This window comes from Vibrio sp. 10N.222.46.A1 (assembly GCF_041473595.1).
Lineage (GTDB): Bacteria > Pseudomonadota > Gammaproteobacteria > Enterobacterales > Vibrionaceae > Vibrio > Vibrio tasmaniensis_A.
This window is the reverse complement of sequence record NZ_JBFRSN010000599.1, coordinates 1-16164: the sequence shown is the minus strand read 5'-3', so window position 1 is coordinate 16164 and position 16164 is coordinate 1. Positions and strand designations below refer to the sequence as shown.

Genomic DNA, 16164 nt, shown 5'->3' with positions numbered 1-16164 from the left:
GGCGGTAACGTTGTTTTAGGCGCTTTTGTTGTGAATTTTTCTAACATCGAGACCTGAGATAACCTGTATAAAATGAATGGAGTGATATTATCAATCCGGTGTTTTAGGTGTATCTTTACTTAAGTGACGCTCGTTTCTAGCTTTACGAAATCACCAAAACTCGGTGAGCCTGCCCTAAACAAAGAAGACTATGAATAAAAGACAGTTTGTTGCCCACTATTTGCGCATGAATCGCCCCTCGTACTTACTGGCGATTGTGTTCATTTTTCTCGTTAACTGGTTACAGGTAGAGATCCCTCGTTATATCCAACTTGCCATCGATCTTATTGAGGATGCTTCAACAACGGGCCATCAGCAGCTTCAAACCTATGTTTGGATCGTGGTCGGCATGTCGGTTGCCATGGTGGTGGTGAGAATTCTGTCTCGTATCTATGCGCTTAATCCGGGGCGAATTACAGAAGCCGCACTAAAGAGTACACTTCTACAAAAGCTGAATCGCTTACCGAGCAGCTTTCATGAACGTTTTGCATCTGGTCGGCTAATTTCAATCATGAATAATGACCTTAGCGGCATCCGACTGATGTTTGGTGTGGGGTTTCTTCAGTTCTTCAATGCGTTACTCGCGTTATCGCTGACACCTCTTTATATGTGGCGTATATCGCCAGAACTCACACTGTATTCGATTATTCCTATCTCAATCGCTTTTGTGATTTTTCGGGTGGGCTTCAAGCGTATGAAAACGCTGCATTTAGAGCACATGAAACGTCTGCAAAACCTGTCTGCTCAGCTAATGAGTTACCTGTCTGGGATTGATTTGATTAAGAGCCAGCAGATGTCACCTTGGGTGAAAGCTGAAACTGAAAAGCTGAATCAGTTATTACTTGAATGCCGCCTTATAATTACACGTATTCAAGTCTTCTTTATGCCAGTACTCGACTACGCCAATGACCTGATGAAAATCATCATTCTTGGGCTCGGTGGCTACATGTTAATGAGACAAGAGCTAACCCTCGGTGAGATTACTGCCTTTCTGACTTACTCGGTTTTGCTCGCTATGCCATTGATGCAGCTTGGCAGAATCGCGACCATTTATCAGCGTGGCATGGTGGGTATTCAAAGTGTACAAACCATTCTTAATGCCAAAGTTCCAGACCTTGATGAAGATAAGCTCACTGAGTTAGATGTTGAATCTCTGAAGGGAAAAACGTTTTCTATTCGCAACCTCAGCTTCAGCTATTCAGGTGAAGAGCGTCTGATTCTCGATGACATCAGCTTTGACATTCCAGCAGGTAAGAAAGTCGCTTTGGTGGGTGCGAGTGGTGGTGGTAAATCTACGTTAATCCAGTTACTGATTGGTGTTTATCAAGCGGATTCTGGATGCATTCGTTATAACGGCGAAACCACCGACGACATCAGCTTCGATGTAATACGCAGTCAAATTGCCGTTGTTTTACAACAACCTATACTTTTTAACGATACATTAAGGCATAATCTGACGCTTGGTGCTGAATACGATGAAATGTCGTTGTGGCGTGCACTTGAAGTCTCTCAAATGCAAGATGTCATCAAGCAACTGAGTAATGGCTTAGATACACAAATTGGTAGGAATGGCGTTCGACTGTCTGGCGGGCAACGACAACGCTTAGCGATAGCCCGAATGGTGCTGAGCAATCCTAAGTTTGTTATTCTAGATGAAGCGACATCAGCACTCGATACAGCAACAGAGTCAGCACTGCATAAAGCGCTGAGCGAGTTTTTGAAAGATCGCACAACTTTGATAGTGGCTCATCGATTATCAGCGGTGAAACAGGCCGATCTAATCTATGTTTTAGAAGATGGGCAAGTTACACAGACAGGAACACATGGTGAATTGGTTGAACAACAAGGATTATATCAAACACTCTACGGCAGTGTGCAATCGCACGCCTGATGTTTATTGTTCTAGAGATTTAAATCAGTGTTGTTCTAGGCATTTAAATCAGGTTAAAAGTCTGATTAGTGTTTCAACTTGGGAGGTCGCGTGACCTCCCCATCCGTAACCAACTCTTTATCAACTAAGCAGCAGTTATCGACTCGGCACCAGTGCGATAGTAGCTCTGTACGTCTTTGTCAGGGCTGCGAACTTCCCGTTGATAAAATGGACATACCTTTGGGGAAATCCGCTTACTGCCCAAGATGCGGTACTCAGCTTTATAGAGGTGGCACCCCTAGCCTGTCTGGAAACCTTGCAATCGCTATTACCTGCTTATTGCTGTTCATCCCCTCACACTTTTTTGAATTCATCAGTATTCGCCTGATTGGTGTCATGATACCTGCGACGTTACCATCTGGCGTATTTACTTTAATGGGTGAAGGCTTCCCTCTACTTGGCTTGTTGATCTTATTCTGCAGTTCGATCGCCCCGTTACTTGTTTGTACCTCGGTACTCATCACCCATTTATCATTGCGCTTTAAGATTTTCACACCATTTCGTTATGCATTAGCTATCATTCAGACACTTAAGCACTGGATGATGTTGGATGTGTTTCTGGTGAGCGTGGCAATCTCGTGCTTCAAATTACAAGATTACTCAGATATTTTCGTCGGCCCTGGTTTAGTTGGTCTGATTCTACTGCAACTTTTCAGTGTGTTACTGGTAAGCCGAATCAGTGTGCGCCGCTACTGGGAAGCTTGGGCTCAAGAGTCTGACTACTCTTTCGATCAAAGTAAGAACGTACACTGTCATAACTGTCACCTGTCTCAGCCTGATGGGCACACTTGCGTGCGTTGTCACCATGACTTATATCATCGCAAACCCTACTCTGTACAAAAGACATGGGCTCTACTTTTTGCCGCCTCAGTGGCTATCGTGCCGGCCAACGTCATTCCAATTTCTATCGTGATAACAAACGGGCAAAGACTAGAAGACACCATCATCTCCGGTGTCGCTTCGCTAATTAATAGCGACATGTATGGCATCGCAGCAATCATTTTTATTGCCAGTATCGTCGTGCCTGTCGCGAAAATACTTGGTCTAACGTATATCTTAATTTGTATCAAAATGAAGCGTGCGGTTTACCATAGACAACGTATGACCATCTATTTCATTGTGAAATGGGTGGGAAAGTGGTCGGTAATGGATCTGTTCGTTATTTCGATCATGATGACCTTGGTCGACCGTGGACAAATTTTAAACTTTACACCAGGTTATGGTGCAGTCGCTTTTGGCGTCGTGGTTGTTCTCACGATGCTGGCGGCGGAAAGCTTAGATCCTAGGCTAATTTGGGATAACTACACCTCTAAAGATGAGTCAGTGAATGAACAACGATAACCAATCACAAACGTCATATTCACCAGAAGTCAGGAAAAACAAAGGTATTTCCCCTTTGTGGATCCTGCCGATACTAACCGTCGCATTAGCGGGTTGGTTGGTCATGAAATCGATACACGATGCAGGACAACGTGTGCAGATATATTTCTCAGATGCCGCAGGTTTAGTCGCAGGTCGAACGACAATTCGCTACCAAGGCTTAGAGGTGGGTATGGTGCGCGACATTACCTTGTCCAAAGATTTATCGAGCATCTATGTCGATGCTGACATCTACCCAGAAGCGAAAAAGCTACTCTCAAAAGGCACGCGTTTCTGGCTCGTAAAACCAACGGCAAGTTTATCTGGTATCTCAGGGTTAGATGCGCTTGTTTCAGGTAACTATATCGCTATCCATCCTAGCGAAACCAAGCAAGAACCAGAAACCGTTTTCCAAGCCTTAGAATCATCCCCTTCTGACTTATTGGCTTCGGAAGGCCTGAATATTTCATTGACGACCAAAGACCTGGGGGGGGTATCTGTTGGCTCTCAAATCGTTTATCGTAAAATTCCAATTGGTGAAGTTTACAACTACCAGCTAAACGACAACGCAAAATCCGTGACGATTCAAGCGGCGATTAAAGATGAATACAGCCATATCATTACCGACCAAAGCCGTTTTTGGAATGTCAGTGGCTTAGGTGCCAGTATTGGATTTTCTGGTGTCGACGTACGCTTAGAAAGCCTCAGTGCTCTGCTTGGCGGTTCAATTGCGGTCGACTCTCCGGGAGAGGGTCAACCCGTAGAGATGAACACCAAATTCAAACTTTACCCAGATTTGAAAACAGCCGGTCGTGGTATCTCGATCAAGATAGCCGTACCCGACGACAACAAGATCAGTGCAACGGGCGCTCCGATCATGTATCGAGGCATCGAAATCGGTCAAATCACTGACCTATCTTTAAGCGAAGGGCGTGAAAACGTCGTTGCATCGGCTGCAATCCAACCGGCATTCAGTGACTTTTTAAATAGCGGCAGTCAATTCGTTTTAGAGGAAGCTGAACTATCACTTACTGGAATGAAAAATATTGCCAACTTAGTCACGGGGAATTTTCTAACCTTGGTTCCAGGTGAGGGTGAAAAAGCGCGTCGATTTACTGCGATTCGCAAAAATGAGTTCAGTCAGGAACAAGAAAAATCCGTTGCGATTCGCTTAACGTCAAACAATTCATTCGGGTTGGATGTCGGTACACAGTTACTCTACAAAGGCATTGCTGTTGGCTCTATCATCCAAGTGGGTTTAGTCGATGGTGTGGGAACTGGCTCTGATAAGCACGAAGTGTTTATGGATGCGCTTGTCGATAACGAATATGCTCACCTAATCAAAAGCCATAACCGTTTCTTTGTGACAGGCAGTGCGACTGCAGAGCTAACCGAATCAGGCTTGAGTGTTACGGTCCCACCAGCAAAACAACTTCTTACTGGCTCAATAAGCTTTGTTAGCGAAGGTCAGTCGAAAGCACGAACTGACTATCAGCTTTTCCAAAGCAAATCGTTAGCAGAAATCGCCAAGTTTAATCAGTCTGGCTCAAAGACGCTTTCGTTGTTTGCGAGCGAGCTACCTTCAATTTCTAAAGGAAGCCCACTACTCTACCGCAACCTACAAGTGGGTAGCATTTCTGATTTTCAGCTTGTCGATGGTGGCGTGAGAATCAAAGTCACGATCGAAAATCGTTACACACACTTACTCAATGAACATACTGTTTTCTGGAACCGCTCAGGCGTTGAGATTGATGCGTCGCTATCGGGTATCAGTATTAAAGCAGCCCCCGTTAAAACGCTTATTCAAGGCGGTATTGCTTTTGACTCTCTTCCGGGAATAGACAACAAACTCGGTGATGTGTGGAAACTTTATAAAGATTCGAAATCCGCGCGAAAATTTGGTCGTGCGATTACGATTACCTCTTCTGGCGATCAAGAAGTCAGCAAAGGCATGGCGATCAAATATCAAGGCGTCACCGTCGGTGAGGTTACCTTGGTGATTCCTAACTTCAATAAAGGCGGTATTGAAATTACTGCGCGTATTTTACCTGAGTACGTAGACAAGATTGCCGTTGCGAAGAGTCACTTCTGGTTAGCAGAACCTGAAATCGGCCTTAATGGCATCAAAAACGTCTCTGCACTGCTCTCTAAGCACATCAACGTAGACCCGGGCAATGGTGACAGAAATACGAAATTTAAGCTTAGCAAGGGGCCAGTACAGCCTGAAGGCAAGATATTCCAGCTACAAAGCGAAACGCGAGGCTCGATATCTGAAGGCACACCTATCCTATTCCGTGAGCTAGAAATCGGCAGTGTTATTGATGTTCAGTTAGGCGAGTTTGCTGACCGAATCATCTCTACGATTCAAATCGAACCTGACTACGCGTATCTGATCCGCGCAAACACCGTGTTCTGGAACGTATCTGGTGTCGATGTCTCTATCGGTCTCTCTGGCGCAAACATCAAAGCTGGAACGGTAGACAGCTTGTTAAGAGGTGGTATTACATTCTCAACGCCACCGACCAATGAACTTCAGCCAGTGGCAAACGAAGATCAGTCTTTCTATCTCTATCCTAAAGCCGAAGATGAGTGGAAATCATGGAGAACCGCAATTCCTCGCCCATAAAGTGAACCCTCAGAAGCTCCATGCAAATTAATACCGCTTAACAAAGAATAATTCATCATCAAAATGCAGCCATTCGGCTGCATTTTTGTTGTTTGCTATAAATATGGTTTAGGACGGCCTCATTTTGCTTTAAACTCCCCCGCATCAATGCAATAAATCGAGACACTCTTTTGCACGCTAACGTATATATTCCTGAAGAATTCCTAACGCACATCGAATCAATCATGCCTAGTCATCTAGATATAGCTTCTTTTGTCGCGTCATGCCAAAAACCACTTCGTAAAAGTATTCGAGTCAACACATTGAAAATCAGTGTTGAGGACTTCTTAGTACGAGCAAAAGACAAAGGCTGGGAACTGGAACCTGTACCTTGGTGCGAAACGGGGTTTTGGATTACAGCTGATGAAAGTGAAGCGCCACTAGGTAATACGGCAGAACACATGTCTGGCCTTTTCTATATCCAAGAAGCCAGTTCTATGATGCCACCGTCAGCACTTTTCCAAGGTGGGGCTGACTACCAAGCCGTATTAGACACTGCGGCTGCACCCGGTTCTAAAACAACGCAAATCGCGGCGCTAATGAATAATCACGGCGTATTGATTGCCAATGAATACGCAGCAAGCCGTGTGAAAGTCCTTCACGCTAACATCGAACGTTGTGGTGTTCGTAATGCCGCTCTAAGTAACTTTGACGGTCGAGTTTTCGGTGGTTGGTTACCAGAACAGTTTGATGCTGTGTTGCTAGACGCGCCCTGCTCTGGTGAAGGTACGATTCGCAAAGACGCTGATGCGATGAAGAACTGGACGTATCAATCTGTAGTCGATATTGCTGACACTCAAAAAGATCTGATCGAAAGTGCTTTTCATGCTCTCAAACCTAACGGCGTGCTGGTTTACTCAACCTGTACGTTAAGCACGGAAGAGAACCAACAAGTGTGTCACCATCTAAAAGAGACCTTTGGTGATGCGGTAGTGTTCGAATCTCTTGAATCACTATTCGACAATGCTAAAGCAACCACGACAGAAGAAGGCTTTCTACACATTTTTCCACAAGTGTATGATTCAGAAGGTTTCTTCGTTGCACGCATCCGTAAACTAGCGTCTGTGACACCACCAGAAGTGAAAAAACGTCTGGGCAAATTCCCATTTGAAAAAGCGTCAAAGAAAGCTCAACAAGAAGTCGCTGAACATCTGCTGGGCGCACTCGATATCGAACTACCAAGTGATACTCAAGTTTGGATTCGTGACAAAGACGTTTGGCTATTCCCGGAAGCGCTAGAGTAATAAACAATCATTAACCCAACGCGCTGATCATGTCAGGTCTAAAACCGGACCAATGGCGGTCATTGGCGACAACCACGGGAGCTTGTCGATAACCCATTGATTGAACCCTTTCCATTGCGATTTCGTCGCACGTTAAATCAACAACTGTATGCTCAATACCTTTGCTCTGTAACGCCTTAACCGTTGCTGTGCATTGCACACACTGTGGCTTGGAATAAACGATGACATCCATATTATACAACCTCAACCAAATCTTAATGATAATCATTATTAATATATATTGGCACATATAGTATTTGGGATTTATGTTTTGTCAACATATTGATCCTCGACCTAAAGACCATAGACAATACATGGTTGATATGCAAATGATAATCAATATCATCTATTGTCACCAGTCAAATATGGAGCAGTAAGGTGAGTATTTCGAGTTCCGGTTCTAATGACATATCCATACATGATATGGAGTGGCAAGGCGTCACGTTAAGTGAAAGTGCCGCAAACAGAATTTCCCAGTTATCACATGGACAAAAGCACTTCCACCTCACGGTTAAGTCCTCTGGCTGTACAGGGTTTGCATATGAAGTAGCACTGATCGATTCGCCATCCGATGACGACATCAAGTACGAATCACATGACGTCATTTTCTATATTGCACTCAAAGCCCTACCTATGATCGATGGCACAGAGATCGACTTTGTGCGTCAGGGTTTAAACAGTAATTTTGTATACAATAATCCCAAAGTGAAGAACCTTTGTGGATGTGGCGAGAGTTTTGGAGTTTAACCATGTGCGCATTAGAAACGCAGTCTGAAGCTAAAACGCTACTTGACGTTGAAACGCAAACAAAAATTGAAATGCGACCAGACGCTGAAACGCGACCTGAAATTGACACGCAGCCTGAAGTTACAGAGTTACTGCACAGCAGTCACTATCGTGAAGGTTTCTACACTGAGTTATCTTCAGATACTTTGTCGAAGGGAATCAACGAACAAGTCGTTCGAGCAATCTCCAAAAAACGTAACGAACCCGAATGGATGTTGGAGTTTCGTCTCAAAGCATTCCGTAAATGGCGAACGATGGAGGAACCGCATTGGTTAAAAGCCGATTATCCAGACCTAAATTACCAAGATTACAGTTACTACTCCGCGCCAAGTTGTTCTAGCTGCGACAAAGATAGTTGTGATAAAGATAGTGGTGATGGCTCGAATGAATTTTTAACCGAAGAAGTCGAGACAGCCTTTGAAACACTGGGGATTCCAGTTAGAGAAGGTTCAGAAATTGCTGTCGATGCAATCTTCGATTCAGTTTCCGTCACCACTACCTATCAAAACGAACTGAAAGAACTCGGGATCATCTTCTGTTCATTCAGCGAAGCTATCCAAGAATACCCTGAACTTGTGCAGCAATACTTAGGCACCGTTGTTCCACCTGAAGATAACTTCTTTGCGGCTTTGAATGCCTCTGTTGCCTCTGACGGCACTTTTGTTTACATCCCGAAAGGTGTGAGATGCCCAAGAGAACTCTCTACCTACTTTCGAATAAACCAAGCAAAAACAGGCCAGTTTGAAAGAACAATTTTAGTGGCTGATGAGGACTCATACGTCAGCTACATTGAAGGTTGCTCTGCCCCGATGAGAGATACCTATCAGCTTCACGCCGCCGTCGTAGAAGTCGTCATTCACAAGCGTGCTGAAGTTAAATATTCCACAGTGCAAAACTGGTTCTCAGGAGCAGAGGATTCACAAGGCGGCATACTCAACTTTGTAACCAAACGTGCGGTTTGCGAAGGCGAGTACAGCAAAATGTCTTGGACTCAATCAGAAACAGGTTCAGCGATAACGTGGAAGTACCCAAGCGTAATTCTCAAAGGAGACTACTCTGTTGGTGAGTTTTTCTCCGTCGCTCTAACAAATGGCGTTCAACAGGCCGATACCGGCACCAAGATGGTTCATATAGGAAAACACTCTCGCTCTACCATCATTTCAAAAGGGATTTCAGCAGGCAAAAGCCAGAACAGTTACCGAGGGCTGGTTAAAGTCACCCCTAACGCAGAAGGTGCGAGAAACTTCACTCAGTGCGATTCAATGTTAATCGGCGCTGAATGTGGGGCTCACACTTTTCCTTATATCGAAGTCAAAAACCCGTCGGCTCACGTTGAACACGAAGCGACGACCTCTCGAATTGGCCAAGATCAACTGTTTTACTGCACCCAAAGAGGGATCAGTGAAGACAACGCCATATCCATGATCGTCAATGGTTTTTGTAAAGACGTATTTTCAGAATTACCACTCGAATTCGCTGTTGAAGCGCAGAAACTTCTATCAATCAGCCTCGAGCATAGTGTGGGATAAAATGTTAGAAATTAAAAATTTACATGTCAGCGTTGAAGAAAATACTATCCTAAAAGGTATTAACCTAACTGTTAAACCTGGTGAAGTTCACGCAATTATGGGACCGAATGGGTCGGGAAAAAGTACCCTATCCGCCACACTGGCAGGCAAGGATGATTACGAGGTCGTCAGTGGTGAGATTGTTTTCAAAGGTCAAGATCTTACAGAGCTAGATCCAGAGGAAAGAGCCGGTGAAGGGGTATTTTTAGCCTTTCAGTACCCTGTCGAAATTCCAGGTGTCAGTAACAAACTCTTTCTAAATACAGCTCTCAACGAGGTTCGTGAATATCGAGGCTTAGAACCAATCGATCGTTTTGACTTTGAAGATCTATTGGAAGAAAAAGCGCAATTGTTGAAGATGCCGGCAAATTTACTCCAACGCTCTGTCAATGAGGGATTCTCTGGTGGAGAGAAAAAGCGCAATGACATTCTACAAATGGCGGTGCTCTCACCTGATCTTTGTATACTAGACGAGACCGACTCAGGTCTAGATATTGATGCCCTTAAAGCCGTCTCTGAAGGTGTAAACGCGCTGCAGAATGAGCAACGAGCTTTCATTTTGGTCACGCACTATCAACGTATCCTCAATTACATCAAACCAGATTTCGTGCACGTGTTGTACCAAGGAAAGATTGTAAAATCTGGTGACCACACGTTAGCTCAAGAATTAGAAGAGAAAGGCTATGGGTGGATCATTGATGAACAATAAACATTCATTGCTTGATTCATTTGAAACCCTTGTTCGACCGCATGAGTGGCAAAAAAAACAATGGTCTAAATTGCTTGGGGTTGAGTTACCGTCCCCTCAACATGAGGACTGGAAATACACGCCTCTTGACCGATTAAACGAACTAGAGCTAAGCAGCGCACCACAGCAGTCGACAGCTAACACGCCATACAACAAATTCAGTTTAGACATTGATGCTTATCGATTAGTCTTCGTCGACGGCTTCTTTTTAGCTCGATACTCCGACTGGATTCCAAAAGTTCGAGTGACTCCCACCTGCGCGCTCTCTCCAATTGAAATCGATGAGCTATCTCGTTCAATAAAGCCAGACGCTTTTACCTATATTACTGATGCTACCGCTTCAAGTGGCATATTAATCGAGGTCGAAGCGAATACGCAGGTATCGAAACCTATTCATCTTCTGCATATCAATTCCGGAAAACAAGGTGATGTATCAAGCTACAGAAGCCATATTGAAGTCGCAGATCATGCGGAAGTCACCGTCATCGAACACCATGTTTCACAAGGTAGTGGTAGAGGCGTAACATTATCTCGCTTAACACAACACGTTGGTTGTGGTGCTCACTATCATCACACTAAAATTGTCGAAGAGGCCTTAAGTCAACATCACTTCGGTCATAACGATTTGGTGATTAATGCGCATGCTAGCGCCTACTCTTGTTGCTTGCTCTACTCCGGCCAATTGATACGACATCAAGTAAGTTCAGAACTGACTGGCGAACAAGGTTTTGTCGCTATGGACAGTATTTCCCTACCTCAAGGTGAGGCAGTTTTTGATACTCGCACCTATTTGAAACACAACTCTCCCCACTGCCAAAGTGAACAAAATCATAAAACCATCGCTCGAAACCAATCTAAGTCTGTTTTCGACGGCATGATCTATGTTGACCCTACCGCGCAAAAAACAGACGGGCAAATGGACACCCACAGTCTGATTTTAGGCGATGAAGCCCAAGTAAACTCTAAACCTCAATTAGAGATTTATGCCGATGATGTCAAATGCAGCCATGGTGCAACAACAGGGCAAATCGACCCAAACCAAATCAACTACTTACGCTCTAGAGGTATCCCAAAAGAACGAGCCGAGCACATGATTACCTCTGCGTTTGTCATTGGCGTTACCGAGAGAATTAAACACCCCGCCCTAAGACAATCTGCGATAGATAAAATCAATGCGTCACTCAATAAAGGATGTCCTAATGATTGATTCGAGCGAAAAGACAAGCCCTTGGTTTAACGACTTCCCAGCTCTAAGAACTCAAGTTTACGACAAGCCTTTGGTCTATTTAGACAGTGCTGCAACGGCCCAAACCCCTCAAATCGTTATCGACCGCATGACTCAGTTTTATCAACATGATTATGCGAGTGTTCATCGCGGTGTCCATTACCTAAGCTCTAAAGCAACCGAAGAAATGGAACAAGTAAGAGAAAAACTTGCTCAGTTCATTTCAGCTAAATCCCGAGAAAGTATTGTGTTCACCAAAGGGACGACAGAGGCCATCAATCTCGTTGCGAATAGCTATTTGCGCCCTAGGTTAAAAGCGGGTGACGAAATCATCGTGACGGAAATGGAGCATCACGCCAACCTTGTTCCTTGGCAGATGCTTTCTGAAATTTATAATGTCAACATTCGTGTTTGGCCAATGGCAAAAAATGGCTATTTGAATCTCAACGACCTTGTGTCGTTAATGAATACAAAGACAAAACTGCTGGCAATTAGCCACGTATCGAATGTTCTAGGCCGCGTAAACCCAATTAAAACGATAGTCAAAGCAGCACATAAAGCAAAAGTCCCCGTGTTAGTCGACGGTGCTCAAGCTGTCATGCACGATGAAGTCAATGTGACGGACCTCGATTGTGATTTCTACGCCTTCTCTGGGCACAAATTGTATGGCCCGACAGGCATCGGCGTGCTTTATGCAAAAAAAACACACCTCGACAACATGGTGCCATGGGAAGGCGGCGGAGCCATGATCGATCAAGTGACCCTGCCTTTGGGAACCTCGTTTGGCCAAGCGCCATGGAAGTTCGAAGCAGGTACTCCGAATATTGCCGGCATTTTAGGTTTAGGCGCCGCTCTAGACTACATTGAAGCTATCGGCTTCAAAGAGATCTCTGGCTATGAAAAAAATATAATGAATTATTTGGTGGAGAGCATTAGACAGGTACCAGCAATAGAGCTCTATGGCGACGATGATAACCGCACCGGCGTTTTGGCCTTTAATATGAAAAACCAACACTCTTTTGATGTCGGTTCATTCTTAGATAGGTATGGTATTGCGATTCGTACCGGGCATCTCTGCGCAATGCCCCTTTTAAAACGACTCGGTCAAAACTCGCTGTGTCGCGCATCGATTGGCATGTATACAAGGCCCAAAGACATAGACGCCTTGTGCCAGTCACTAAAACGAATCCACCAACTATTAAGGTAATTTATGTCCCCTGAAAAGCTCCAGAGAAACTTCGAGCGATGCGTTGATTGGGAAGAACGTTATATGTATTTGATAGAATTGGGAGACCGGTTAGAGCCCTTCCCTATGGAAAAGATGAATAAAACACATCTTATCGCAGGCTGCCAAAGTAACGTATGGCTAGATCTTTACATCGGTCAACAGAATAAAATGTCGATACAAGCGACCAGCGATTCTTCATTAGTTAAAGGTTTGCTGGCGTTGGTGTTGATCGCCTATAACAACCAACAACCCGCGAGCGTTCTAGAATTCGATATTAAAGACTGGTTCCGCCAGTTAGATTTAAAATCTCAGCTTAGCGCCAGTCGGAGTCAAGGTTTAGAAGCCATAATAAAACATATTCGGTGTCACGCTCGGGCTGTTTAACCTTCAATAAACAATAGCCCAGCATGATTAGATCACGACATTTTGCTTCTTCTAAAAAGCGAACATAAAAAAGCCCCAACCTAAGTTGGGGCTTCGTTCTATCTATCTATCTATCTATCTATCTATCTATCTATAATTACAGCTTAAAACGGCTGATTTCATTTTCTAGTTCATTAGACAGTTCAGAAAGCTGAGCAGCTTGTTCTGCAGCTTGGTGCGCTTCACCTGCTAGCTCGTTAGATACGTCACGGATTCCTTCAGTGTTACGAGTAATCTCAGACGTTACTGACGCTTGCTCTTCTGCAGCAGAAGCGATTTGAGTCGCCATATCACTGATACGTTCAACAGCAGCATGAATTTGCGTTAAGCTAGCGGCCGCTGAGTTTGAGTCATCAACACTGGTTTCAGCAAGCGTTCGGCTATCGTTCATGATACTTACCGCTTTGCCCGTTGTACCTTGCAGTAATTCAATCGTTTGTTGAATTTCTTGAGTTGAACCGTGTGTACGTTGGCTCAAAACTCTCACTTCATCAGCAACAACCGCAAAACCGCGACCTTGTTCGCCAGCACGGGCAGCTTCAATCGCTGCGTTAAGTGCAAGTAAGTTAGTTTGTTCAGCAATGCCTTGGATATTGGACAAGATAGCGTTGATGCTATTGCCGTGCTCTTCAAGCTCAAGAATCACGTTCGTTGCAACTTGAACTTCTTGTGCAAGGTTTTGGATTGAGCTTTGAGTCTGTGTAACTTGACCCGTACCGTGCTCACACGCGCCAACAGCTTCAGATGAATTCTGTGCAGTTTGATCAGCATTACCCGCAATCTCTTGTGTTGCTGCAGCCATTTCGTTCACGGCTGTTGCTACCATATTGATTTCGTCTTGTTGCATCTGAATGCGAGCACTACGCTCTTCAGCTTGAGAAGCCGTTTGACGTGCTTGGTTACCTAGCGCAGCAGATACTTCGCTTAGCTTGATCACCATGGTGTGCATGTTGCCTACAAAACGGTTGAAGTTTTCAGCAAGCTTACCAATTTCGTCATCGCTCTTAGGCTCAAGACGTTGTGTAAGGTCGCCCTCACCTGAAGCAATTTCTTCAAGTGCCGCTGAAACACGGTTCAAATCACGGAATAGGAAGCTCACTAACCAGGACACTAATACGATTACGATTAACGTAATAATGACCGCCGTTGTGATCAACTGAGTAAGTAGTGTTGAGTGATTCGCTTCTTCTGTTGCTTTGTCCATCTGAACTGCAAAAATCCAGTTCGTATTAGGCACATTAGTGAAGTAAAGAAGCTTCTCAGCACCGCGCTCTTTGATGATCTCGATGCTACCCGTACGCACTGCGTTTTCGATGATAGGCATAGAAATGTCGTTTGAAAGCTGGCTTACAGGCTTAAGGCTCAGTGCTGAGTCTGGGTGTGCTAGGAATGTGCCGTCAGAGGCATCAATGAGCATTGCGTAAGCGTTGTCACCAACATCTAAGCTGATAACATCGTTGACTAGTTGATCAATAAGTACATCCGCACCAACAACACCAACAAGCTTACCGTTATGACGAACAGGTTCAGCAATCGTAACTAGAAGCGCTTGGGTAATCGCATCTTGATAAGCGGTTGTAATAATTTGCTTACCGGCTGCGTTTGCTTCCTGGTACCAAGGGCGTTGACGAGGATCGTAACCGGCGCGATTACGTTCAGGATGTGAACGGTACATTCCGCCTTCTGGAGTACCTAAAAAGATATCGTCAAAGCCACCCGCTACACGAGCTTGCTTAAGGAAAGGAACAACATCATCCTCTCGTGAAAAGTCATTAAATGCTGATGCGATATCGGTGCGGATATCAATCCAGTTTTTAATACCTTCAGATGCTGCTTCTGATACGCTTTCAGCTCGCAGGTATACGCCGTTACGAGTCTGTTCAAATAATTGGTTTGCTGATAACCAAGTTAACGCTGTTGCCATAACGACAACAGCAGATAGGCTAGCACCTATTAACTTCTGCTTAAGTGTTAGTTTCATGTCAAAGTTTCACGAGTAGTGGATAATCTAGCGAATACTACCCAATTTAAGCAAACGATTCGAGCTATTTCACAGTTTTACATCACATTATATTTGCAATAAAACCAAAAACTTAGCTTTCGCCAATTACTTGACTTTTCGCCAAATTCAAGGCGCCATTTCAACGACGATTTCTACGATATATACAGTTTTACAGGCTGTAAAATGGATAAAAAAAGGCAGGAGAGTTTCCTCTTCTGCCTTTTGTTTTACTTTGTATTCGACATCAAAAAGATGAAAAATCGAATAGTACGTAGTCTATCTTTTCTCTGTTCGCATACCCATTAGTAGGCTCACACACATCAACAATAGAATGATGGTGAATGGCAATGCTGTTGAGATTGCACCCGCTTGCAGAGCTTGAACGGCTTCAGTACCGCCAACCCACAATAGAGCTACTGCAATCGCACCTTCAAGGAACGCCCAGAATACGCGTTGAGGCACTGGCGTATCAACTTTACCACCAGCGGTAATACTGTCGATGACTAAAGAGCCCGAGTCAGACGATGTAATAAAGAATACGAGAACCAATACAACCGCAATGATTGAAAGCAGAGTACCAAACGGCAATACATCAAACATTTGGAACATTGCCAGTGATACATCAGTTAAGCCATTTTGACCTAGGGTACCAACCTTATTCACGATTTGATCAATTGCCATACCACCAAACACTGACATCCAAATGATAGTCACTGTCGTTGGAACAATCAGTACCGCTGTAATGAACTCACGAACAGTACGACCTTTAGAAACACGCGCGATAAACATACCGACAAATGGAGACCATGAGATCCACCAGGCCCAGTAGAATACAGTCCAACCATGTAACCAAGCTTCATCTTCACGACCGTGAGGGTTGCTCAACGGAATGATGTTCTCGATGTATG

General features: G+C 44.4%; 12 protein-coding genes and 1 pseudogene. 10 read left to right on the top strand and 3 right to left on the bottom strand.

The window, feature by feature from the left end; genetic code table 11:
- The first annotated feature begins 190 nt into the window (after positions 1 to 190).
- The 4 genes and pseudogenes from AB4496_RS16790 to rsmF all read left to right on the top strand — a co-directional run.
- Positions 191 to 1930 (top strand): ABC transporter ATP-binding protein, encoded by a 1740-nt coding sequence (locus tag AB4496_RS16790; protein ID WP_372131417.1) that lies wholly within the window; start codon positions 191 to 193, stop codon positions 1928 to 1930.
- Positions 1931 to 2008: 78 nt separating this feature from the next.
- Positions 2009 to 3310, top strand: a complete 1302-nt coding sequence (locus AB4496_RS16785; protein ID WP_102257893.1) for a paraquat-inducible protein A — start codon at positions 2009 to 2011, stop codon at positions 3308 to 3310.
- Entirely contained in the window at positions 3297 to 5954 is a 2658-nt protein-coding gene (locus AB4496_RS16780; protein ID WP_102257894.1) for an MlaD family protein, read from the top strand. The genes AB4496_RS16785 and AB4496_RS16780 overlap by 14 nt, the downstream gene beginning before the upstream one ends.
- A 170-nt stretch (positions 5955 to 6124) precedes the next feature.
- Positions 6125 to 7234 (top strand): annotated as a pseudogene (gene rsmF, locus AB4496_RS16775) (16S rRNA (cytosine(1407)-C(5))-methyltransferase RsmF); the annotation flags it as partial.
- 13 nt (positions 7235 to 7247) lie between these two features.
- Here rsmF and nrdH read toward each other — a convergent pair.
- The gene (gene nrdH, locus AB4496_RS16770) at positions 7248 to 7469 is read right to left on the bottom strand and encodes a glutaredoxin-like protein NrdH (RefSeq protein WP_009847124.1); all 222 of its coding nucleotides are present in this window, start codon (positions 7467 to 7469) and stop codon (positions 7248 to 7250) included.
- A gap of 185 nt (positions 7470 to 7654) precedes the next feature.
- On the opposite strand from nrdH, the gene AB4496_RS16765 reads away from it, so the two are divergent.
- The 6 genes from AB4496_RS16765 to AB4496_RS16740 all read left to right on the top strand — a co-directional run bounded on the left by AB4496_RS16765 (position 7655) and on the right by AB4496_RS16740 (position 13215).
- Entirely contained in the window at positions 7655 to 8023 is a 369-nt protein-coding gene (locus AB4496_RS16765; protein WP_009847125.1) for an iron-sulfur cluster assembly accessory protein, read from the top strand.
- A gap of 71 nt (positions 8024 to 8094) precedes the next feature.
- On the top strand, positions 8095 to 9591 hold the full coding sequence (gene sufB, locus AB4496_RS16760) for a Fe-S cluster assembly protein SufB (protein ID WP_102258322.1): 1497 nt from the start codon (positions 8095 to 8097) through the stop codon (positions 9589 to 9591).
- A 1-nt stretch (position 9592) separates the two neighbouring features.
- Entirely contained in the window at positions 9593 to 10339 is a 747-nt protein-coding gene (gene sufC, locus AB4496_RS16755; RefSeq protein ID WP_009847127.1) for a Fe-S cluster assembly ATPase SufC, read from the top strand.
- Positions 10329 to 11585 (top strand): Fe-S cluster assembly protein SufD, encoded by a 1257-nt coding sequence (gene sufD / locus AB4496_RS16750; RefSeq protein ID WP_240798327.1) that lies wholly within the window; start codon positions 10329 to 10331, stop codon positions 11583 to 11585. The genes sufC and sufD overlap by 11 nt, the downstream gene beginning before the upstream one ends.
- Complete coding sequence (locus tag AB4496_RS16745) at positions 11578 to 12810, top strand: SufS family cysteine desulfurase (RefSeq protein ID WP_102258315.1); 1233 nt, start codon at positions 11578 to 11580, stop codon at positions 12808 to 12810. The genes sufD and AB4496_RS16745 overlap by 8 nt, the downstream gene beginning before the upstream one ends.
- A gap of 3 nt (positions 12811 to 12813) precedes the next feature.
- Positions 12814 to 13215 (top strand): SufE family protein, encoded by a 402-nt coding sequence (locus AB4496_RS16740; RefSeq protein WP_102258314.1) that lies wholly within the window; start codon positions 12814 to 12816, stop codon positions 13213 to 13215.
- Positions 13216 to 13351: 136 nt separating this feature from the next.
- Here the strand turns inward: AB4496_RS16740 and AB4496_RS16735 are convergent, their stop codons facing one another.
- Positions 13352 to 15235: a methyl-accepting chemotaxis protein gene (locus AB4496_RS16735; protein WP_017101414.1), complete on the bottom strand. Its 1884-nt coding sequence runs from the start codon at positions 15233 to 15235 to the stop codon at positions 13352 to 13354.
- 297 nt (positions 15236 to 15532) lie between these two features.
- On the bottom strand, positions 15533 to 16164 hold a 632-nt coding region (locus AB4496_RS16730; RefSeq protein ID WP_372131415.1), incomplete at its 5' end, for a BCCT family transporter.

Coding starts and splice junctions, on each gene's coding strand:
- AB4496_RS16790 (WP_372131417.1), top strand. CDS start 191: ATGAATAAAAGACAGTTTGTTGCCCACTATTTGCGCATGAATCGCCCC.
- AB4496_RS16780 (WP_102257894.1), top strand. CDS start 3,297: ATGAACAACGATAACCAATCACAAACGTCATATTCACCAGAAGTCAGG.
- nrdH (WP_009847124.1), bottom strand. CDS start 7,469: ATGGATGTCATCGTTTATTCCAAGCCACAGTGTGTGCAATGCACAGCA.
- sufB (WP_102258322.1), top strand. CDS start 8,095: ATGCGACCAGACGCTGAAACGCGACCTGAAATTGACACGCAGCCTGAA.
- sufC (WP_009847127.1), top strand. CDS start 9,593: ATGTTAGAAATTAAAAATTTACATGTCAGCGTTGAAGAAAATACTATC.
- sufD (WP_240798327.1), top strand. CDS start 10,329: ATGAACAATAAACATTCATTGCTTGATTCATTTGAAACCCTTGTTCGA.
- AB4496_RS16745 (WP_102258315.1), top strand. CDS start 11,578: ATGATTGATTCGAGCGAAAAGACAAGCCCTTGGTTTAACGACTTCCCA.
- AB4496_RS16740 (WP_102258314.1), top strand. CDS start 12,814: ATGTCCCCTGAAAAGCTCCAGAGAAACTTCGAGCGATGCGTTGATTGG.
- AB4496_RS16735 (WP_017101414.1), bottom strand. CDS start 15,235: ATGAAACTAACACTTAAGCAGAAGTTAATAGGTGCTAGCCTATCTGCT.